Genomic DNA, 21,191 nt, shown 5'->3' with positions numbered 1-21,191 from the left:
TGGCCGTGACAGCCCCCCCTCCGCCCCCGATTTCAGGGCTGTTCTGCTGCCTTTTGTTTCACATATTGCGGCGGTACTGGCCTCCGACCTCGAACAGCGCGTGTGTAATCTGCCCCAGGGAGCACACGCGCACCGCATCCATCAGCACCGCGAACACATTCTCGTTGTCGATCACGGCCTGGCGCAGCCGCTGCAGCATGGCTGGCGCCTGTTCCGCATGCGCCTGCTGGAACGCGGCCAGGCGCGCGAGCTGGCTCTGCTTCTCGGCTTCGCTGGAGCGCGCCAGTTCCAGCTTCTGCGGAATCGGATCGCCGGCCGGATTGCGGAACGTGTTCACGCCGATGATGGGCAGCGTGCCGTCGTGCTTGCGCTGCTCGTAGTACAGCGACTCCTCCTGGATCTTGCCGCGCTGGTAGCCGGTCTCCATCGCGCCGAGCACGCCGCCACGCTCGGCAATGCGCTCGAACTCCTGCAGCACGGCTTCTTCCACCAGGTCGGTCAGCTCCTCGATCAGGAAGCTGCCCTGGTTCGGATTCTCGCACCTGGCCACGCCCCACTCGCGGTTGATGATCAGCTGGATCGCCAGCGCACGGCGCACGGATTCGCCGGTGGGCGTGGTGATGGCCTCGTCGTAGGCGTTGGTATGGAGCGAGTTGCAGTTGTCGTAGATCGCGATCAGCGCCTGCAGCGTGGTGCGGATATCGTTGAAATCGATCTCCTGCGCATGCAGCGAGCGGCCCGAGGTCTGGATGTGGTACTTGAGCTTCTGGCTGCGCTCGTTGGCGCCGTACTTGTCGCGCATCGTCACCGCCCAGATGCGGCGCGCCACGCGGCCCAGCACGCTGTACTCGGGGTCCATGCCGTTCGAGAAGAAAAACGACAGGTTGGGCGCGAAATCATCGATATGCATGCCGCGCGCCACGTATGCCTCGACATAGGTGAAGCCGTTGGCCAGCGTGAAGGCGAGCTGCGAGATCGGGTTCGCGCCGGCCTCGGCGATGTGGTAGCCCGAGATCGACACCGAATAGAAGTTGCGCACCTGGTGGTGCACGAAGTACTCGGCGATATCCCCCATCACCTTGAGCGAGAACTCGGTCGAGAAGATGCAGGTGTTCTGGCCCTGGTCTTCCTTGAGGATGTCGGCCTGCACCGTGCCGCGTACGTTCTGCAGCACCCATGCGCGGATCTTGGCCTCTTCGTCGACCGTCGGCTCGCGGCCGTTGTCGGCGCGGAACTTGTCCAGGTTCTGGTCGATGGCGGTGTTCATGAACATCGCCAGGATGGTCGGCGCCGGGCCGTTGATCGTCATCGACACCGAGGTGCTCGGGCTGGTCAGGTCGAAGCCGTCATAGAGCACCTTCATGTCGTCAAGCGTGGCAATCGACACGCCGGAATTGCCGACCTTGCCGTAGATGTCCGGCCGCACATGCGGGTCCTCGCCGTACAGCGTGACCGAGTCGAAGGCGGTCGAGAGCCGCTTGGCGTCCATGCCCTCCGACACCAGCTTGAAGCGCCGGTTGGTGCGGAAGGCATCGCCCTCGCCCGCGAACATGCGAGTCGGGTCCTCGTTCTCGCGCTTGAACGCGAACACACCCGAGGTGTACGGGAAGCTGCCGGGCACGCTCTCGCGCATCAGCCACTTCAGGATCTCGCCATCGTCCTCGAAGCGCGGCAGCACCACCTTGCGCACCTTGGTGCCGGACAGCGTGGTGGTCACCAGGCGCGTGCGCAATTCCTTGTCGCGGATCTTCACCACGTAGTCGTCGCCGCTGTACGCCTCCCGCATCTGCGGCCACATGGCCAGCAGCTTGTGCTCCAGCGCGCCAAGCGCGGTGTCGCGCTGCGCGGCGAGATGGTCCAGCGCAGCGACGCCTTCGCCCTGCGCCTGCGCGAGCATCCGGCTGGACGCACGCAACTGCTGGCGCTCGCGCGCAATGCGGCTCTGTTCCGCCACGCGCCGGTGGTAGCCGCGCACCGTGTCGGCCAGCTCCGCCAGGTAGCGGCTGCGCTGCGGCGGCACGATGACGTTCTGCCCCGTGGAAATGCGGCCGGTCAGCGCCGGCAGGATGCCGGGCTGCAACTGGAGCCCCTTGCCTGCGAGCGCCTCGCGCAGGCCCTGGTAGAGCATGGTCACGCCGTCGTCGTTGAAGCGCGACGCCTGGGTGCCATACACGGGCATGTCCTCGGGCTTGCCATGCCATTGCTCGCGGTTGCGCTGCACCTGCCTGGCCACATCGCGCCAGGCGTCCTGCGCGCCCTTGCGGTCGAACTTGTTGATCGCGACGAAATCGGCGAAGTCGAGCATGTCGATCTTCTCGAGCTGGCTCGCGGCGCCGAACTCGGGCGTCATGACGTAGAGCGACAGGTCCGCGTGCGGCACGATCGCTGCATCGCCCTGGCCGATGCCCGAGGTCTCGACCATGACCAGGTCGAACCCGGCCACCTTGCACGCGGCGATGACATCGGGCAGCGCCTGCGAGATCTCGCTGCCCGCTTCGCGCGTGGCAAGCGAACGCATGAAGATGTTCGGATGGTTGATCGCGTTCATGCGGATGCGGTCGCCGAGCAGCGCGCCGCCGGACTTGCGCCGCGACGGGTCGATCGAGATTACCGCGATGCGCAAGGTGTCCTGCTGGTCCAGCCGGATGCGGCGGATCAGCTCGTCGGTCAGCGACGACTTGCCGGCGCCGCCGGTGCCCGTGATGCCGAGCACGGGCACCGTGGCCTTGCCTGCGCGCGCATGCAGATCGGCCACCAGTCCCGGATCAGCCTTGCCGTTCTCGAGCGCGGTCATGAGCTGGGCGAGTGCGCGGCGGTCGCCTGCCGTGACGGCATCGAGCGTGGTCGGCGCATAGCGGCTCAGGTCGATGTCGCAGCGCTGCACCATGTCGGCAATCATGCCGGCCAGGCCCATGCGCTGGCCATCCTCAGGACTGAAAATGCGGGTCACGCCGTAGGCCTGCAGTTCACGGATCTCATCCGGCACGATCACGCCACCACCGCCGCCGAACACCTGGACATGCTCGCCGCCCTTCTCGCGCAGCAGATCGACCATGTACTTGAAGTACTCGACGTGCCCGCCCTGGTAGCTGGATACGGCGATGCCCTGTGCGTCTTCTTGCAGCGCGGCCGTCACCACCTCGTCGACCGAGCGGTTGTGGCCAAGGTGGATCACCTCGCAGCCCTGGGACTGCAGGATGCGCCGCATGATGTTGATCGAGGCGTCGTGGCCGTCGAACAGCGAAGCCGCCGTGACGAAACGTACCTTGTTGACGGGGCCGCGCGCCTGGGCCTGGAGCGCGTCGCGACGGACATCGCGCACATCGGAAAGGTCGGTCATTGTCTCCACCGCTGGCTGGGATTGGCTGGCGGCCGCTTGCCAGCCTGGTATGCCGATCCGGTGTCGGCTTGGCCATGCATGCGGACAGCCCCCGTCGCGGCGGGGGCCTGTCGATTATATGACGTTAACGTTAACGTAAGGCAAGTCGGCTACCGTACGAGGTGCGCCAATCATCTCACCAAGACTAATAACGTCTTGCGTTATTAACGCAAGACGTTATCATACACATGATCACCTCGTTCAATTGCCGTGACACTGCCCTGCTTTTCGGAGGCACCCGGATCGCAAGGTTCGCGAACATCGAGCGAGCCGCGATCCGGAAACTGCAGCAAGTCCATGCGGCCGATAGTCTGAGCTTCCTCCGCGTCCCGCCAAACAACCGGCTGGAGGCGCTCAAGGGCGATCGGGCAGGCCAATTCAGCATACGGATCAACGACCAATGGCGCATCTGCTTCCGGTTCGCCAACGGCAACGCAAGCGACGTCGAGATCGTCGACTATCACTAAGCATTGAAAGGAGCAGGTAATGGCTCGCGAAGTTCCTCTGGCCACCCCTGGTGAGATCCTCCAGGCGGATTGGCTCGAACCGCTCGGCTTGTCCCAATACGCCTTGGCGAAGGCCATCGATGTGCCGCCGCGTCGCATCAACGAGATCGTCAAGGGCGAACGCGCGATCACCGCGGACACGGCAGTGCGCCTAGCGGCCTTCTTCGGCACTGATGCGCAAAGCTGGATGAACTTGCAGACCTACTACGACACCGAAATGGCGAAAGAAAAGATCGGTGCCGCCAAGCTGGCGGAAATCAAGCGGCACTCGGTCGCAGCCTGAGCAACAGAATGATGAAGGCCGCCCGAGGGCGGCCTTTACTCGGCGGAAGGCGCCATCACCGCACGCCCAGCCGCGGGCATTCCCCGAACGCATCGGTCTTCCATTCGCCCCAACGGTGCGCCAGTACGCGCAGCCCGGCAGCTAGCCGCCACGACAGCGGCGCCGACACCGCGGCCAGCGCGAAGCGCGCCGGGCCGCCCTCGCCCGACAGCCAGTAACGCTCACCCTCGGCCAGCGCAAGGACCTCGCCCGGCTGCAGCCAGAAGTCGGCCGCACAGCCTTCCATCGTGATCCACACCCGGCCTTCCGTCACCTTCACGTTTTGCCCGTAGCCCGCGCGCAGGCTCACCGGCTGCTCCGGTTCATCCAGTTCAAACACCCTCAGTTCACGCATGTCGCCGCTCCTCGTCTGCCCGGCGGCACCTGTCTCCGCCATGCTTCCATTATTCGCATCAGCGACTAGAATCCCATGTACAGTTGTGAACAGTTTTTGATGAACTGTTCAGTAGTTTTTCCTGACAGTTCGACGCCACCATGAAGCTGATCATTGACCACTCCACGGGCATCCCCCTGACCGAGCAGATCATCCAGGGCGTGAAGGCATGGATCAGCTCGAGCGAGGCGCGCCCCGGCGCGCGGCTGCCGTCGATCCGGCAACTGGCGACCAACAACGGCATCAGCCGCTTCCCGGTGATCGAAGCCTATGACCGGCTGGTGTCGCAGGGGCTGCTGGATTCGCGCCAGGGCTCCGGCTTCTACGTCGCGGACAGCCCGCTTGCCAGCCGGTCCGCACGTGGCTGGTCCGACCCCAGCCTGGCCGAGGACCTGTCCGACCATATCCTGGAGCAGTTCAACCACCCCAGCAGCACGCTCAAGCTGGCTGGCGGTTTCGTGCCTGAAACCTGGCGTGATGTGGAGGGGCTGACGCAGGCCGTCCGCGCGGTCTCGCGCAATGAGGTTGACAGCGTGATCCATTACGCGACGCCGATGGGGCACCCCGAGCTGCGCAGGCAGGTGCTTCACCGCGTACGGCAGCTCGGCATCGCGGCGGAGCTGCCGCAGGTGTTGATCACTACCGGTGCCAGCCAGGCCCTGGACCTGGTGGTGCGGCACCTGCTCAAGCCTGGCGATACCGTGTTCGTGGAAGACCCAGGCTACTACAACCTGTTCGGCCTGCTGCGCCTGCATGGCGTGCAGCTGGTGGGCGTGCCGCATACACCTTCCGGCCCGGATCCGGATGCCACGGAAGCGCTGCTGCGCGAGCACAAGCCAAAGCTCTTCTTCACCAACAGCGTGCTGCAGAACCCGACTGGCTCCACGCTGGCGCCGCCGGTCGCCTTCCGCTTGCTGGAACTGGCCCGCAGGCACGGCTTCCGCTTTGTCGAGGACGACATCTTCTCGGACTTCCAGACGCAATTCACCGACCGGCTCGCCACGCTGGACCAACTCGAGCATGTGATCTACATCGGCGGGTTTTCCAAGACGGTGTCGGCGTCGCTGCGCGTCGGCTACCTGGTCGCCGACAAGGCGCTGGTGAAAGACCTGGTGGATGTGAAGGTACTGACCAGCATAGCCGGCTCGCACTTTGCCGAGGCGGTCATCGCCACGCTGCTGGAGCGCGGCGGCTATCGCAAGTATGTAGAGCGGCTGCGCCTGCGCGTGCGCGAGTCCTCGGCCAACGCCGTGCGGCAGCTGACGGCATGCGGATGGGAGGTGTTCTGCGAACCGGCGGGCGGCAACTTCCTGTGGGCGCGCCCGCCGGGGGTAGAGGATTCGCGCGAGCTGGTCACGCTGGGCGAGCAGTTCGGCGTGACGCTGGCGCCGGGAAACTACTTCCGGCCGGGCGGCGAGACCTCGGCATGGATTCGCATCAACACCGCGTATGTCAACGAGCCCCGCGCCGTGGCCTTCCTGCGCGAGGCCGCCGCCAGGGCGTGAACAGGGCCGAGCTTCAGCCGCCGTGGTTGTGCAGCACGGCGTTGCGCCGCGCGTAGAGGAAATAGATCGCCAGGCCGATCGCCAGCCACACCAGGAACGCGATCCACGTCAGCACCTGCAGGTGGGCCATCAGGAACAGGCAGAAGCCCGCGGACAGCAGCGGCACCACGGGCACGCCGGGGCAGCGGAACGCGCGCGGCAGGTCAGGGCGCGTGCGGCGCAACACCAGCACGGCGATCGAGATCAGCGTGAAGGCCGCGAGCGTGCCGATATTGATCAGCTCGGCCAGCACGTTGAGCGGCACGAAGCCGGCAATTGCGGCAAAGACGATGCCCACCGTCCAGGTGGCGAAGTACGGCGTGGCATGCACGGGGTGCACCGACGAGAGCCGCTCGGGCAGCAGTCCATCGCGCGACATCGCGAAGATGATGCGGGTCTGGCCGTAGGTCATCACCAGGATCACCGTGGTCATGCCGAGGATGGCCCCCAGGTCGACAAAGCCCGCCACCCAGTTCTGCCCCGCGAACTGCAGCGCCAGCGACACGGGGTGGTCCACGCCCGCGAATTTGGCGAACGGCACGATGCCGGTCATGATCGCGGCCACCACCACGTACAGCACCGTGCAGACCGCCAGCGAGCCGATGATGCCGACGGGCAGGTCGCGGCTCGGGTTTCGTACTTCTTCCGCCGCCGAGGTCACGGCGTCGAAGCCGATGAACGCGAAGAACACCAGCGCCGCCGCATTGAACACGCCGCTCATGCCGAATGGCGCGAACGGCTGCCAGTTCAGCGGCTTCACGTGCCACACGCCCACGGCGATAAACAACAGCACCACGCTGACCTTGATCGCCACCATCACGTTGTTCAGGCGCGCCGATTCCTTCACGCCATACGACACCACCCATGTGATCGCCAGCATGATCAGCATGGCTGGCAGGTTCACCATGGTCTCGACACCGGGCACGGCGCCCGGCGCTGCCGTAAGCGCCGCCGGCAGCTTCAGCCCGAAGCCGGCCACGAGCGACTGGAAGTAGCCCGACCAACCCACCGACACCGCCGACGTGGCGAGCCCGTACTCAAGCAGCAGGTCCCAGCCGATCATCCACGCAATGATCTCGCCGAGCGTGGCGTAGCTGTAGGTATAGATCGATCCCGATACGGGAATGGCCGAGGCGAACTCGGCATAGCAGAGCGCGGCAAACCCGCACGCCATGGCGGCAATCACGAACGACACCGTCAGCGCCGGCCCGGCAGTCAGCGCGCCGGTGCCGGTCAGCACGAAGATGCCGGTGCCGATGATGGCGCCGATGCCCATCATCACGAGATCGATCGGGCCAAGCACCTTCTTCAGGCCGTCGTCATGCGCCACGGCGAGCATGGCGTCGATATTCTTGGTGCGGAACAGACTCATCAGAACACTCCCGCGAATGCCGTCTTGTGGATGGCTTCGCCTTTCCTGGAAAGGACGGGAGTTTACTCTTTTGAGGGTGCGGCCAAAGTCACTATGGAGGTCGCTGGGGACATTTGCGACACAAGGCGCCGAATTGGGTCGCGCGGGGATGAACCGCGGGCGCGGATCATCCCTGCGCGAGCGGGGTTACTTCGCCACCGGCATCGTGAACTCGGCGCCCTTCGCGATCGAGTCCGGCCAGCGCTGCATCACGCTCTTGTAGCGCGTGTAGAAGCGCACGCCCTCTTCGCCGTAGGCGTGATGGTCGCCGAACAGCGAGCGCTTCCAGCCGCCGAACGAATGCCATGCCATCGGCACCGGGATCGGCACGTTGATGCCCACCATGCCCACCTGGATCTGGCGCGCGAACGCGCGCGCGATGCCGCCGTCGCTGGTGTAGCACGACACGCCATTGCCATACTCGTGCGCATTGATCAGCGCCACCGCTTCGGCAAAGTCGTGCACGCGCACCACCGACAGCACCGGGCCAAAGATCTCTTCCTTGTAGATCGTCATGTCCGGCGTGACGTGGTCGAACAGCGTGCCGCCCACATAGAAGCCGTTCTCGTGGCCCGCGACCTTGTGGCCGCGGCCATCGGTCACGAGCTTGGCGCCCTCCTGCACGCCCTTCTCGATATAGCCCTCCACCTTCGCCTTGTGCGCGCCGGTTACGAGCGGGCCCATCTCGGCGTCGGCCTCCATGCCGTTGCGGATCTTCAGCGCGGCGGCGCGTTCGGCCAGGCGCGGCACGAGCTTGTCGGCCACGCCGCCCACGGCCACCGCGACCGAGATCGCCATGCAGCGCTCGCCGGCCGAGCCGTAGGCCGCGCCGACCAGTGCATCCACGGCCTGATCGAGATCCGCATCGGGCATCACCACCAGGTGGTTCTTGGCGCCGCCAAGCGCCTGTACACGCTTGCCGTGCCTGGTGCCTTCCGTGTAGATGTATTCCGCAATCGGCGTCGAGCCCACGAACGACAGCGCCTGCACGTCCGGGTGGGCGAGCAGCGCGTCAACGGCGGCCTTGTCGCCCTGCACGACGTTGAACACGCCATCGGGCAAGCCGGCCTGCTTGAGCAGGTCGGCAATCAGCAGGCTCGGCGACGGATCGCGCTCGGACGGCTTGAGCACGAAGGTATTGCCGCAGGCCAACGCCACCGGGAACATCCACATCGGCACCATCACCGGGAAGTTGAAGGGCGTGATGCCGGCCACCACGCCGAGCGGCTGGCGCAGGTTCCAGTTGTCGATGCCGCCGCCGACGTTGTCGGTGAAATCGGTCTTGAGCAGGTTCGGGATGCCGCACGCGAACTCCACCACCTCGATGCCGCGCGTGACTTCGCCCTTGGCGTCGCTGAACACCTTGCCGTGCTCGCGCGTGATCAGCGCGGCCAGGTCGTCGTGGTGCTGGTCGAGCAACTCCTTGAACCTGAACAGGATGCGCGCGCGACGCAGCGGCGGTGTGTCGGCCCAGGCCGGGAACGCGGCCTTCGCCGCCGCGACGGCATCGGATACGTCCTGCGCCGAGCCCAGCGCCACGCGTGCGGCCACCTCGCCGGTGGCCGGGTTGAAGACATCGGCAAAGCGCGCGGACGCGCCCTGCCGGACCGTGCCACCGATGTAGTGGCGGATTTCGGCGATCTGCCGGTTCTCTGCGATGTTCACTTCGGCGTCCTTATTGCACTTCCCGCAGCGCCTGCTTGACGATATCGAACAGCTCGGCGATCTGCGCCTCGCTGATGATCAGCGGCGGCGAGAACGCAAGGATGTCGCCGGTGTAGCGCACCAGCACGCCGCGCTCCAGGCACTTGAGGAAGGCTTCGTAGCCACGCGCGCCGGGCTGGCCGGGACGCGGCTCCAGTTCGATGCCGGCGACCATGCCGAGGTTGCGGATGTCCTTCACGTGCGGCGCCTCGCGTACGCTGTGCGCGGCGGCTTCGAACACCGGCGACAGCTCGGCGGCACGGCCGAACAGGTTCTCGCGCTGGTACAGGTCCAGCGTGGCGACCGCGGCGGCGGCGGCCAGCGGGTGGCCCGAGTAAGTGTAGCCATGCGCCAGCTCGATCGCGCCCGGCGCGGCCGAGTTGATCACGGTGTCATGCACTTCGCGGCGCACGGCCACGGCGCCCATCGGCACGGCGGCGTTGTTGATGGCCTTGGCCATGGTGATCAGGTCCGGCGTGACCTTGAAGCGCTCCGCCGCGGTGGCGGCGCCCAGGCGGCCGAACGCGGTGATGACCTCGTCGAAGATCAGCAGGATGCCGTGCTTGCTCGTGATTGCGCGCAGCTTTTCCAGGTAGCCGACCGGCGGCACCAGCACACCGGCGGAACCGGCCAGCGGCTCGACGATGACGGCGGCGATGGTCGACGGGTCATGCAGCGCGACGATGCGCTCGAGTTCGTCGGCGAGGTGCGCGCCCCATTGCGGCTGGCCCTTCGAGAACGCCGCTTCGGCGATGTTCAGGGTGGCAGGCAGGTGGTCGGTACCGGGCATCAGGTTGGCGGAGAACGCCTTGCGGTTCGGCCCGATGCCGCCCACCGCCATGCCGCCGAAGCCCACGCCGTGGTAGCCGCGCTCGCGTCCGATGAAACGAGTGCGCTGGCCCTCGCCGCGCGCGCGGTGGTAGGCAAGCGCGATCTTCAGCGCGGTATCGACCGACTCCGAGCCGGAATTGGTGAAGAAGATGCGGTCCAGCCCCTGCGGCATGATGGCCGCCACCTTGGTGGCCGCTTCGAACGACAGCGGATGGCCCATCTGGAACGGCGGCGCGTAGTCCAGCGTAGCGGCCTGGCGCGCCACGGCCTCGGCAATCTCCTTGCGGCAGTGGCCGGCAGCCACGCACCAGAGGCCCGCGCAACCGTCCAGGATCTGGTGTCCGTCGTGGGTCGTGTAGTACATGCCGCTGGCCGAGGCCAGCAGTCGCGGCGCCGCCTTGTACTGGCGGTTCGCGGTAAAGGGCATCCACAGGGCATCGAGATCGGGAATCACGGTCTTGGCGGCGTCCATATGTCCTCCTCCGGGCAGTCTGGTTGGCGCGCGCTGTCACGGCGGATCGCGTGCAGCGGCAGGGATGTCGGCCACTCTACCGGCGGCCCAATGGCGACAAAATATACGGTCCGGACAACGTCCCCTTACCGTACAGTTTAGGCAAGTCAAACCGTACAGGATTGTGCCGTTGCAGCAGCGGCATCCAGGCAGTCTGGCAGGACCGGCCATACGGCGCCGTGCGGCGTCACACATTGCACCGCATCATTTCTGGCGCGTTGGTCGAGAACCCGTCCGGACAGGGTCGCGCAACCGCTAAACTGTACAGGTTGGCTCCTATTGAAGTGCCGCATGCTGACCCTTGACCTGACCCGCAGCCGCCGCGCAGGCGAAACCCTGACCGAACAGATCGTGGCCGGCATTGCCGCGCTGGTGGACCGCCGCGCGCTGCGCGCCGGCTCGCCGCTGCCGTCTGTGCGCCGCTTTGCCCAGCAGCACGGCATCAGCACCTTCACGGTGGCCGAGGCCTACGGCCGGCTCACCGCGCTGGGCTACCTGGCCGCGCGCGCCGGTTCCGGCTACACCGTGGCCCATCGCCACGCGCCGGCCGGTGGCGCGCGCACGCCGCAATGGGAAGCGCCCGGGCTCAATGCGGCCTGGCTGCTGTCGGACGTGTTCGCGGATCACTCGGTGCCGATCAAGGCCGGCGCCGGCTGGCTGCCGGGCGACTGGCTCAACGAGGAGGGCCTGCATCAGGCCATGCGCGCCGCGGCGCGCGTACCGGCCGCACAGGTCTCGGGCTACGGCCATCCCTATGGCTATGCGCCGCTGCGTGAGCATATTGCAGCCGGTCTCGGCCAGTACGGCATCCCGGTGCAGGCACAACAGGTGGTGCTGACCCAGGGTGCCACGCAGGCGCTGGACCTCGTCGTGCGCACGCTGCTGCGCGCGGGCGACACCGTGCTGGTCGAAGCGCCCTGTTACTGCAACCTACTGCAGATCCTGCGGCTCGCCGGGTTGCGCGTGGTGGGCGTGCCGCGCACTGCGGCCGGCCTCGATACCGATGCGCTGGAAGACGCCATCCGCAGCCACGCTCCGCGCGCGCTCTTCGTCAATACCGTGCTGCAGAACCCCACCGGCGCCAGCCTGACCAGCATGAACGCGTTTCGCGTACTGCAGCTCGCCGAGCAGCACCGGCTGCTGGTGGTGGAAGACGATATCTACCGCGAACTCGCGCCCGCCGGCTCGCCCATGCTGGCCGCCATGGACGGGCTGTCGCAGGTGGTCTATGTCAACGGCTTTTCCAAGACCATCACGCCTTCGCTGCGCGTGGGCTATCTGGCCGCCGGCGCGGACCTGGCCAAGGCCTTTGCGCGGACCAAGATGGCGGTCGGGCTGACGTCTTCGGAAGTGACGGAGCGGCTGGTGTATTCAGTACTCACCAGCGGGCACTATGGCCGCCACGTGGCGGCGCTGGCCGAACGCCTGCGCGCCCAGCAGGACCGCGTGACAGAGAAGATGGAAACGCACGGCCTGGAAGTCCTGCTGCGGCCGGAAGGCGGCATGTTCGCGTGGGCCCGTGTGCGCGATGCGTGGCCTGATGGCGTGCCGGTGACCGGCAACCGGCTCGCCACGCTGGCGCTCGAACATGGCATCTGGCTGGCACCAGGATCCTATTTCGAGCCTGAGGAAACGGATTCGCCGTGGATCCGTTTCAATGTGGCAACCGGTGACGCGCCACAGTTGTGGGAGTTCTTTGAAAGCCTCACGGGCCGGCAGCCGACGGTACGCGCGGCCTGACCCGACCCTCTGGCGGGAATCAGCTCCAGAGACGCTCGACCACCCAGCCAGCCGTGGCGCAGACGCCAAGCCAGACTGCCATGCAGACGGCAATGAAACGGTAGTTCATATCGGGATCAACAAGAAAAGTGAGGCAGAAATGTGAATATTTCGCGAAATTATACATGCATCCATGAATGTATGTATAAGGCGAAGCCTCTTCACCGAAGGCGATAACGCTTTAGGTGATGATTAGCCCGCTTCATTCCGTTCCGGCCAGCAGGGAAGCCCCTGTCCCGGCTCCGCAGTCTGCCACGCTTCCCCGCGTTCCCTGCCTTGCCCGACCGCTTTCGCACGACCATGCATACAGAAAATCTCTCCTCGTGGACCCACAGCCACGTCTTCGACACCGGCAACCATGCCGCCGAGCGCGGCACCCGGCTGGTCATGCTGATCACGGCCGTCACCATGGTCGTGGAAATCGCCGCCGGATGGTGGTTCAACTCCATGGCACTGCTGGCCGATGGCTGGCACATGAGCTCGCATGCCTTGGCCATCGGCATGACGGCGTTTGCCTACGCGGCCGCCCGCCGCTATGCGTCGGATGCGCGCTTTGCCTTTGGCACATGGAAGATCGAAGTGCTCGCCGGCTTCGCCAGTGCCGTGTTCCTGCTGGGCGTGGCTGCGCTGATGGCGATCGGCTCGGTGGAGCGGCTGTTCAGTCCGCAAGCCATCCACTATCGCGAAGCCATGGCCATCACGGCGCTGGGGCTGCTGGTGAACCTGGGTTGCGCGCTGATTCTCGGCGGCGCACATCATGATCATGACCATCACGGGCACGGACACCACCATGATCACGACCACACGCATGGGCATGGGCATGGGCATGGGCAGAGGCACCATCACGACATCAACCTGCGCTCCGCCTACCTGCACGTGCTGGCGGATGCCGCCACATCGGTGCTGGCCATCATCGCGCTGGCCGGCGGCTGGTGGCTGGGCTGGAGCTGGCTGGACCCGGTGATGGGCCTGGTCGGCGCCGCACTGGTAGGCCGCTGGGCGCTCGGGCTGCTGCGCCAGAGCGGCACCGTACTGCTGGATCGCGAGATGGATCACCCGGTGGTCGACGAAGTGCGCGAGGTGCTGGCGGAATTCGAGCACGCCGAGGATGACCGCGATGCCACGCGCGTCACCGATCTCCATGTCTGGCGCGTCGGCAAGCAGCAGTTCGCGTGCATCGTCTGCCTGGTCACGCATGACACTGCGCTGACGCCGCAGCGCGTGCGCAAGACGCTGTCCGTGCATGAGGAACTCGTGCACGTGACCGTGGAGATCAGCGTCTGCCGCGACGAGGACCATCCTGGCGTGCCCGCCGCGCGGCGCGCCTGATATTCCGGGTTCTGGGAAAAACTTGCCGGACGCTTACGCGCCCGGCTTCAGGTCAGCTCGCAGCACATGCAAAGCGGCGGCGTGTCGGTATGACGGTGGAACTCCCTGGACGACAGCACCTCGGCCGGCAGGTTCGCTGCGGAGATCAGCGTGAAGCCGTAGCGTGCGAAATAGCTCGGGCAGGTCGGGGTCAGCAGCACCGCGCGCCTGACGCCGTTGGCCCGCGCGCGCATCAACACGGCGCGCACCACGTGGGTGGCCACGCCCTGGTCGCGAAATTCCGGCAGCACCGCGACCGAGCGGATCACCACGGTGTCGCCAAAGCGCTCGCCGGCACCGCAGCCGACAATCTGCGCTTCATGCACGGCAACGTGGAAGTGCTCCAGCAACCGGAGACACATCATCGGTTGGCTGGCTGCAGCGTTCCAGCACCGCACCAACCGCTGGCGCATCCGGTGGCAGCGCCGCCCGGATTCGCAGATTCTGAATCATCTGGAGCCTCTATTTTTGCGTCACTTGAATACGGCAACACCACGGAAGCCCTGCATGGTTGTCACTGTCGCAGCGTGAAGCGCACTTCGTGCGTCGACGCGCGGCCGCGCCGTCACAGTACCTCAAACAGCGGCGTTGTTCCAGACGGGAACAACGCGTAAACCGGTCGCCTGCAATCGATGCGAGGTACAGGCATGGCTCCCGGAGAGGTGATATGCAAAGGGGAAAAAAGAGTGCGGGCGCCGCTTCACGGCACCGCGAGCATCCGGCGTTGAAGCGCGCCGAAGGAAACTGGAGGCGGGGATACGGAATCGAACCGTCGTAAACGGCTTTGCAGGCCGTTGCATCACCACTCTGCCACCCCGCCGTGGACGAAAGGTCCGGGGACAAATCGTGTTGCGGGGCGCAGTGTAGCGGGAAATCGGAAAGTCTGCAGGCGTCGTGCGCGCGGCGCGGCTACTCGACGCCGCCCATGCCGGACTGGATGTAGTTCTGGATGCCTACCTTGCCGATCAGTTCGATCTGCGATTCGATCCAGTCGATATGCGCTTCGGTCGCTTCCAGGATGTCGACCACGACCTCGCGCGAAACGTAATCGCCCACCGATTCGAAGTACTTGATCGCATCCTTGCAGCTGGCCTGTGAAACCTGTTCCAGCTTGAGGTCGCAGGCCAGCATTTCCTCGGTGTTTTCGCCGAGCAGCAGTTTGTCGAGGTCCTGCAGATTCGGCAGGCCGTCGAGCAGCAGGATGCGCTCGATCAGCTTGTCGGCATGCTTCATTTCCTCGATCGATTCCTCGTATTCGTGCTTGCCGAGCGCATTGATGCCCCAGTGCCGGTACATGCGCGCGTGCAGGAAATACTGGTTGATCGCGGTCAGTTCATGCTTGAGCTGGGCGTTGAGGAGCTGGATGACCTTCTTGTCCGTTTTCATGGCTTATTCCCATCCCCCGGGGCTGAAAATCCTGTTTCTCCTTGTTCCATCATTCCGGCTTGGGCGCCGGTCTATTTTCATGGTAGCCATGATTGGCGCGACATCAAGCGGCACGACAAAATGCGCGGGGAATCGCCATTTGCCGCACGATTATCGAGAATGCGTATGGTTCTGATTTTCGCCGCGATTATCAATCCGCAGAAATTACGTGAGGCACCGTAACTGCGAATCAGCCGGCCCATGCCATCGAAAAGACCGGCCGCAACGTCAGCTCTTTTCGACGAGAAGATGGCGAAGTCATGCAGCAGACAAGGCGCTTCAGGCTTCATATCAGTCGAGCTTCGCCCCCGAGTCCGCTACCAGCATCTTCAGCACGGGCCAGTCGCGCGCGAAGATCGCCTGTGCCTCGGCCGGCGTGCTGCCCAGCGGGCGCAGGCCCAGCGACACCATGCGCGACTGCATGTCCGGTGTCCGCAGGATCGCGCGCACTTCTTCCTCCAGCTTCGCGGTGATCGCCGGCGGCACGCCGACGGGTGCGGCCATGCCGATCCAGCCCACCGTCTTGAACGCACTGTCGTTCATGCCCAGTTCCGCGAAGGTAGGCAGGTCGGGCAATACGCCGCTGCGTTGCGTGCCCGTCACCGCGAGCGCCTTGAGCTTGCCGCTCTGGATATAGGGCTTGGCCGTGAGGATGCTCGCGAAGCCGAACTGGACCTGGCCGCCCAACAGGTCCTGCAGCATCGGCGCCTCGCCCTTGTAGGGCACGTGCGTGGACTCGGCATGCGTAAGCTTGCTGAAGTACGCGCCGCTCAGATGCGAATAGGATCCCACGCCCCACGATGCATAGCTCACCTTGCCCGGCCGCGTGCGCGCATAGTTGCCCAGCTCGCGCGGCGTGCGCGCCGGCAAGGACGGATTCGTCACCAGCACGAGCTGCGCATCCGCCAGCACGCTGACCATCGACAGGTCCTTGCGCGGATCGTAGGGCAGCTTGGCAAACAGGAACTGGTTGGTCAGGACGGTCTGGGTGATGGTCACCAGCAGTGTGTAGCCGTCCGGCGTGGCCTTGGCCACGGCGTCCGTGCCGATGATGCCCGAGGCGCCGGCCTTGTTGTCCACCACCACCGGCTGGCCGAGCCGCTTGCCGAGCTTCTCGGCGAGCGCGCGCGCCACCGTATCGGTCCCGCCGCCCGCGACATAGGGCACCACGATGCGGATCGGCTTGGCGGGATAGTTTTGCGCATGCGCCGGGGCGGCGAAAAGGGTGATGCTGCCACTCAGGGTGAACGCCAGCAGCGTACGTCGGTTCATGCCTTGTCTCCGGTATGGATGTACTTGGTTTTCTTGGTCTGGAGACAAGCTACGCGGCTTGAGAAAATACGTCCAATGCAATATTTTTCAGATTTCCATGCATAAATACTGAATTTCATGAGCTTGCGCCAACTCCATCACTTCGTCACGCTGATCGAGCAAGGCAGCTTCGCGCGCGCGGCCGATGCACTGCACCTGTCGCAACCGGCGCTGACACGCAGCATCCAGACGCTCGAAGCCGACCTGGGTGCGCTGGTGGACCGCGGCTACGGCAAGGCCCGGCCGACAGCGGCTGGCACGATGGTGCTCGAACGCGCGCGGCGCATGCTGCGTGAAGGCCGCGAACTCAGGCGCGACCTGCAGATGCTGCAGGACGTCGAGATCGGTGAGATCCGCATCGGCTTCGGGCCTTTCGCGGCCTCGTTCCTGCTGGAGCCGGTGCTCGCGGCGCTGGTCGCGCGCCACCCCACGCTGCGCATCGACCTGGAAACCGCCGACACGCGCACCATGCTGAAATCGCTGGAGGCGGAGCGGCTTGATGTCTTCGTCGGCGAGAGCCAGAGCCTGGCGCAACTGCCACACCTGCAGATCGAGCGCTTGCCTGCGCTGCAGACGGCGTTCTTCGTGCGCGGCACGCACCCGCTTGCCCGCCGCCGCGCAGTCAACCTGGCCGCGCTGACCGCATACCCGGTGGCAGGGCCGCGCCTGCCCCACGGCGTCAGCGACTTCTTCAGCCGCAGGCTCGCCGAAGACCAGCGCAATGCGCAAGGCGCGCCCGGCAGCATGCTGACCGTCACGTGCGACGACATGCATGCGCTGCGCACGCTGATGTTATCGACCGACACCGTGGTACTGGTGCCGCGCGCCATGATGGCAGGCCTGCAGGCAGACCGGCAGGCGGTCGCACTGCCGCTGCGTCCCGCCACGGATCTGCGCGCGCCCTATGGCGTGGTGTCGCTTGCCGGCCACTCGTTGTCGCCGGCCGCACGAGCCTTCGTGACGCTCGTGCACGAAGTGCTGGACGGGCACCCGGCGTTGCGCCGCGGCGCGCGCAAGTCACAAGTCGCAGACGCCGCCTGTCAGGCAATCCGCCACCCGCGCGGCGAGGTCCACGTATGATTTTTTGGGATCGGATTCCTGCACGCAAGCGATTCGTCAGTCTTCCGCCCGCGTGCCAGTCCGCGCCGTTTGCGACGCGGCATCGGCAGCCGGCTGCGGCGCCGAGCAGTAGGTATTGCCGGCGTGCGCGCAGGACACGCCGGTCTGGCGCGGCCGGTCAGTGTCGGCACGCGCCATGGTGAAGGCGGACAAGGCCAGCATTGCTGCACAGGTCAATTGCATCATGCGGTAAGGCTTCATGGCGGGACTCCGGGTCTTGTCGCTCAGTCTCAGTGCGCATCGGCCGATGGCGCCTTCGGCGGCGCGACCTTGCGCATCAGCGGCGCCATCGCCGTGGCGATCACGAAGCACGCCATGACGATCAGGAACGCGTCACTGAACGTCTGCGTCTGCGCTTCGCGCCAGGCCAGTGCCCACAATTGCCGGAGCGCCGCGCTCTGCGCGTCGGCGAAATCGTGGCCTGCCGCGAGCATCTGGTTGCCGACACCCTGCAGCAACGCCCCCATCGCCTCATTGCGGATATTCAGGTGTTCCGCCTCGCGCAGGAAATGCAGATTGCCGCGGTCATTGAGCACCGTGGCGCAGGCCGCGATGCCGATGGCCCCACCAAGATTGCGCATCAGGTTGAACAGCCCGGACGCCAGCTTGAGCCGCTCCGGCGGCAGGCTGCCCAGTGTCAGCGTGACCGTCGGTGCCACCGCGAACTGCTGCGCCATGCCGCGCAGCGCCTGCGGCAACAGCAGTTCCGCACCACCCCAGTCGTGCGTGATCGGGGCGAAGAACCACATCGACAGCGCGAACAACCCGAGACCGAACATCATCAGCCAGCGCAGGTCGACCCGGTTGGCCAGGAACGCATAGAACGGAATCGACGCAACCTGGAACACGCCGGTCGAGAAGATGGCAAGGCCGATGTCCAGCGCGCTGAAGCCCCGCACGCGCCCCAGGAACAGCGGCGTGAGGTAGATGGTGGCAAAGATGCCGATGCCGGTGACGAATGAGAAGAAGCAGCCAAGCGCGAAATTTCGGTCGCGCAGCGCGCGCAGGTCTACCACGGGATTGGCATAGGTCAGCGATCGCCACAGGAAAGCGATCCCTGACAGGCCCGCAATCCACGCCGTGGCCAGGATCACCTCGTCGCCAAACCAGTCCCAGCGCGGCCCTTCCTCGAGCGTGTATTCCAGGCAGCCCAGGAACAGGGCCATCAGCGTCATGCCGAGATAGTCCGCACCGCGCAGCAATTTCCAGTTGGGTTGATCGACCTTGACCAGCATCGGTACCGCCACCGTGACGAAGACGCCAGGCACCAGGTTGATGAAGAACAGCCAGTGCCACGAGAAGTTGTCGGTAATCCAGCCGCCGATGGTCGGGCCGAGCGTGGGCGCCAGCGAGGCCAGCGCGCCGATGGTCGCCGCGGCGATCACGCGTTGCGGCCCGGCGAAGAACGCGAACGCGGTGGTGAACACCAGCGGGATCATCGAGCCGCCCAGGAAGCCCTGCATCGCGCGGAACGCGATCATGCTCTGGATATTCCACGCCACGCCGCACAGCAGGCTGGTCACCGTGAAGCCCGCAGCGGAGACGGCGAACAGCCAGCGCGTCGACATCACGCGCGCCAGCCATCCGGACAGCGGGATGACGATGATCTCCGCGATCAGGTAGCTGGTCTGTACCCAGACCGTCTCGTCGGCGCCCGCCGAGAGGCCGCCACCGATATCGCGCAGCGACGCGGAAACGATCTGGATATCGAGCAGCGCGATAAACATGCCCACGCACATGGTGGCAAAGGCGAAGACCTTGGCCGATGTGGATAGCGCGGCGGGCGACGGCAGTACGGCAGCTGGCGCGGCGGCCGGCCGGTCCAGGGTGGCGGTGCTCATCATTGCACCTGCTTCGGCGCGCGCGTATCGACCTGCGCGATCACGGACAGGCCCGGGCGCAAGGTGCCGAGCCTGGCATCCTTGTCGTCGAGCTCGATGCGCACCGGCACGCGCTGGACGATCTTCGTGAAGTTGCCGGTGGCGTTCTCCGGCGGCAGGACGCTGAACTGCGCGCCGGTGGCCGGCGCCAGGCTGGTCACATGGCCGTGGAAGACGCGCCCCGGCAGCACGTCGGCCTCGATCGTGACCGGCATGCCGGCGCGCATGTGCGCGAGCTGGCCTTCCTTGAAATTCGCATCCACCCACAGTCCACTGGCCGGCACGATGGAGAGCAGCTGGCTGCCGTTGCCGGCGTAGGCGCCCACGCGCGCGCGACGGTTGCCGACCGTGCCATCCACGGGCGCACGCAACTCGGTATAGCTGAGGTTGAGCCTGGCAATGTCGCGCTCGGCAATCGCCTGCGCCAGCGCCGCCCTGGCCTGCAGCTTCTGCGTGCCGATCACCTCGAGCTGACGCTGCGCCGCCAGCAGCGCGGCCTGCGCCTTCTCGCCGTTGGCCACCGCCTGCTTGTAGTCGGCGTCGGCCTTCTGCGAACTCTGGATCGATACCGCCGCTTTCTCGACCAGGCTGGCATAGCGCACCTGGTCCTGGCGCGCGCGCACGGTATCGGCGTTGACGGACGAGATCCCGGCCCGGGCCTGTCCGATGACGGCTTCCTGCAACCGTTGCGTGGCGTCCAGGTTTTCCAGCAGCGCCTGCTGCGCGGCTACCGCGCCCTCGGCCTTGGCCAGCGCGGCGCGATAGTCGCGGTCATCGATGCGCACCAGCACGTCGCCCGCATGCACCTGCTGGTTGTCCGTCACCGCGACCTCGGCGATATAGCCGCCGACCTTGGCACCGATCACGGTGACGTCACCACCTACATAAGCATCGTCGGTACTTTGCACGAAGCGCGCGGACGTCCACCAGTGATAGCCGTAGCCGATGCCAGCCAGTCCCGCGACCAGCAGTGCACCGGCCGCGAGCAGCCGCTTCGGATTGGGCCGCGTCCTGACGGCGGGTACGGGCTGCTCGCCCGCGCGTTCGGTCATGGTGTTGCTCGTCATCGCACTTCCTTTCTGCACTCAGGGTCGGGGGTATTCGAATTGACCGGGGGCATGGGCCGCTCACCGGCCGCGCGGCACAGTCGCTCGCGCATGCGCTCGCTGGCGGCGGGGCCGGGCAACAGCACATGGGTGGTCTCGGTGATCGCGCGCCCGCTGGCGGCGTCGACCAGCATCGGCTCGGCGCGCGCGCCGGTCTCGCGTTCGATGAGCTGGATGCTTTCGCCTTCGGGCGCGAAATGGCGATTGCCCCAGGCCAGCAAGGTCAGCAGCACGGGACGGAAATCGCGGCCGCGCGGCGTCAGTACGTATTCGAAACGCGGCGGCCGCTCGCAGTAGCTGCGCCGCTCCAGCAGCCCTTCTTCGACCAGGGCGCCAAGCCGGCGGGCAAGCATGTTCGGCGCGATGCCGAGGCTCTTCTCGAACTCGTCGAAGCGCGCCGTACCGTAGAACGCTTCGCGCAGGATCAGGACGCTCCACGCGTCGCCGATACGCGCCACGGTCCGGGCGATCGGGCAAGGCGCGTTGTCCAGTGGCTTCTTCCGCATGTTCGTCAGTCCCTGCAATCGGGGGTTGCTATCAACTTGAAAGTTAGTCTAGAGTTGTCACTAGCATCATGCAAGTTAATTTTGCATTGTGTCGC

The 21,191-nt window shown here is 65.8% G+C and carries 18 protein-coding genes, 1 tRNA gene and 1 pseudogene; 6 read left to right on the top strand and 14 right to left on the bottom strand.

Annotated elements, in window-relative coordinates:
• Positions 1 to 58: 58 nt before the first annotated feature.
• Positions 59 to 3,340, bottom strand: coding sequence for a fused isobutyryl-CoA mutase/GTPase IcmF (gene icmF, locus AC3FNH_RS00515; protein ID WP_488718718.1), 3,282 nt, complete (start codon positions 3,338 to 3,340; stop codon positions 59 to 61).
• A gap of 227 nt (positions 3,341 to 3,567) precedes the next feature.
• Here icmF and AC3FNH_RS00510 point away from each other — a divergent pair, with 227 nt between their 5' ends.
• Entirely contained in the window at positions 3,568 to 3,846 is a 279-nt protein-coding gene (locus tag AC3FNH_RS00510) for a type II toxin-antitoxin system RelE/ParE family toxin (protein ID WP_488718717.1), read from the top strand.
• 19 nt (positions 3,847 to 3,865) lie between these two features.
• Entirely contained in the window at positions 3,866 to 4,168 is a 303-nt protein-coding gene (locus AC3FNH_RS00505) for a HigA family addiction module antitoxin (protein ID WP_211947004.1), read from the top strand.
• Between the two features lie 55 nt (positions 4,169 to 4,223).
• On the opposite strand, the gene AC3FNH_RS00500 is transcribed toward AC3FNH_RS00505, so the two are convergent.
• The gene (locus tag AC3FNH_RS00500) at positions 4,224 to 4,562 is read right to left on the bottom strand and encodes a DUF2917 domain-containing protein (protein ID WP_276099262.1); all 339 of its coding nucleotides are present in this window, start codon (positions 4,560 to 4,562) and stop codon (positions 4,224 to 4,226) included.
• Positions 4,563 to 4,702: 140 nt separating this feature from the next.
• Here AC3FNH_RS00500 and AC3FNH_RS00495 point away from each other — a divergent pair, with 140 nt between their 5' ends.
• A complete protein-coding gene (locus AC3FNH_RS00495) occupies positions 4,703 to 6,106 on the top strand; it encodes an aminotransferase-like domain-containing protein (protein WP_276099261.1) in 1,404 nt (467 codons plus the stop codon).
• 13 nt (positions 6,107 to 6,119) lie between these two features.
• On the opposite strand, the gene bcaP is transcribed toward AC3FNH_RS00495, so the two are convergent.
• The 3 genes from bcaP to aptA form a co-directional block, all read right to left on the bottom strand.
• Positions 6,120 to 7,517 carry a branched-chain amino acid transporter BcaP gene (gene bcaP / locus AC3FNH_RS00490; protein WP_276099260.1) on the bottom strand — a complete coding sequence of 466 codons (1,398 nt, stop codon included), beginning with the start codon at positions 7,515 to 7,517 and terminating at the stop codon, positions 6,120 to 6,122.
• Positions 7,518 to 7,703: 186 nt separating this feature from the next.
• A complete protein-coding gene (locus AC3FNH_RS00485; RefSeq protein ID WP_276099259.1) occupies positions 7,704 to 9,221 on the bottom strand; it encodes a CoA-acylating methylmalonate-semialdehyde dehydrogenase in 1,518 nt (505 codons plus the stop codon).
• Between the two features lie 10 nt (positions 9,222 to 9,231).
• Positions 9,232 to 10,563: an omega-aminotransferase AptA gene (aptA, locus tag AC3FNH_RS00480; protein ID WP_488718716.1), complete on the bottom strand. Its 1,332-nt coding sequence runs from the start codon at positions 10,561 to 10,563 to the stop codon at positions 9,232 to 9,234.
• Between the two features lie 330 nt (positions 10,564 to 10,893).
• On the opposite strand from aptA, the gene AC3FNH_RS00475 reads away from it, so the two are divergent.
• Together AC3FNH_RS00475 and dmeF are read left to right on the top strand one after the other, a co-directional pair.
• The gene (locus tag AC3FNH_RS00475; RefSeq protein WP_488718715.1) at positions 10,894 to 12,342 is read left to right on the top strand and encodes an aminotransferase-like domain-containing protein; all 1,449 of its coding nucleotides are present in this window, start codon (positions 10,894 to 10,896) and stop codon (positions 12,340 to 12,342) included.
• Positions 12,343 to 12,681: 339 nt separating this feature from the next.
• Positions 12,682 to 13,710 (top strand): CDF family Co(II)/Ni(II) efflux transporter DmeF, encoded by a 1,029-nt coding sequence (gene dmeF, locus AC3FNH_RS00470; protein ID WP_488718714.1) that lies wholly within the window; start codon positions 12,682 to 12,684, stop codon positions 13,708 to 13,710.
• Between the two features lie 47 nt (positions 13,711 to 13,757).
• Here the strand turns inward: dmeF and AC3FNH_RS00465 are convergent.
• From AC3FNH_RS00465 to AC3FNH_RS00445, 5 genes and pseudogenes are all read right to left on the bottom strand, one after another.
• A pseudogene (locus AC3FNH_RS00465) lies at positions 13,758 to 14,202 on the bottom strand (GNAT family N-acetyltransferase).
• 292 nt (positions 14,203 to 14,494) lie between these two features.
• Positions 14,495 to 14,569, bottom strand: a tRNA-Cys gene (locus AC3FNH_RS00460).
• Positions 14,570 to 14,658: 89 nt separating this feature from the next.
• Positions 14,659 to 15,135: a bacterioferritin gene (gene bfr, locus AC3FNH_RS00455; protein ID WP_276099254.1), complete on the bottom strand. Its 477-nt coding sequence runs from the start codon at positions 15,133 to 15,135 to the stop codon at positions 14,659 to 14,661.
• A 77-nt stretch (positions 15,136 to 15,212) separates the two neighbouring features.
• Complete coding sequence (locus tag AC3FNH_RS00450; protein WP_488718713.1) at positions 15,213 to 15,464, bottom strand: hypothetical protein; 252 nt, start codon at positions 15,462 to 15,464, stop codon at positions 15,213 to 15,215.
• Between the two features lies 1 nt (position 15,465).
• Positions 15,466 to 16,446: a Bug family tripartite tricarboxylate transporter substrate binding protein gene (locus AC3FNH_RS00445; protein WP_488718712.1), complete on the bottom strand. Its 981-nt coding sequence runs from the start codon at positions 16,444 to 16,446 to the stop codon at positions 15,466 to 15,468.
• A gap of 117 nt (positions 16,447 to 16,563) precedes the next feature.
• On the opposite strand from AC3FNH_RS00445, the gene AC3FNH_RS00440 reads away from it, so the two are divergent.
• Positions 16,564 to 17,565, top strand: a complete 1,002-nt coding sequence (locus AC3FNH_RS00440) for a LysR family transcriptional regulator (protein ID WP_488718711.1) — start codon at positions 16,564 to 16,566, stop codon at positions 17,563 to 17,565.
• A gap of 36 nt (positions 17,566 to 17,601) precedes the next feature.
• Here the strand turns inward: AC3FNH_RS00440 and AC3FNH_RS00435 are convergent, their stop codons facing one another.
• The 4 genes from AC3FNH_RS00435 to AC3FNH_RS00420 are packed head-to-tail and all read right to left on the bottom strand — an operon-like array spanning position 17,602 to position 21,096.
• Positions 17,602 to 17,805, bottom strand: coding sequence for a hypothetical protein (locus AC3FNH_RS00435; RefSeq protein ID WP_276099250.1), 204 nt, complete (start codon positions 17,803 to 17,805; stop codon positions 17,602 to 17,604).
• Positions 17,806 to 17,834: 29 nt separating this feature from the next.
• Positions 17,835 to 19,445 carry a DHA2 family efflux MFS transporter permease subunit gene (locus AC3FNH_RS00430; protein ID WP_276100622.1) on the bottom strand — a complete coding sequence of 537 codons (1,611 nt, stop codon included), beginning with the start codon at positions 19,443 to 19,445 and terminating at the stop codon, positions 17,835 to 17,837.
• Entirely contained in the window at positions 19,445 to 20,551 is a 1,107-nt protein-coding gene (locus tag AC3FNH_RS00425) for an HlyD family secretion protein (protein WP_488718710.1), read from the bottom strand. Before AC3FNH_RS00425 ends, AC3FNH_RS00430 begins: the two co-directional genes overlap by 1 nt.
• Positions 20,548 to 21,096, bottom strand: a complete 549-nt coding sequence (locus AC3FNH_RS00420) for a winged helix-turn-helix transcriptional regulator (protein ID WP_488718709.1) — start codon at positions 21,094 to 21,096, stop codon at positions 20,548 to 20,550. The genes AC3FNH_RS00425 and AC3FNH_RS00420 overlap by 4 nt, the downstream gene beginning before the upstream one ends.
• Between the last annotated feature and the right edge of the window lie 95 nt (positions 21,097 to 21,191).

It is taken from the genome of Cupriavidus sp. 22TCCZM01-5 (genome assembly GCF_057798915.1).
This window is presented reverse-complemented; position numbering and strand designations above follow the sequence as displayed.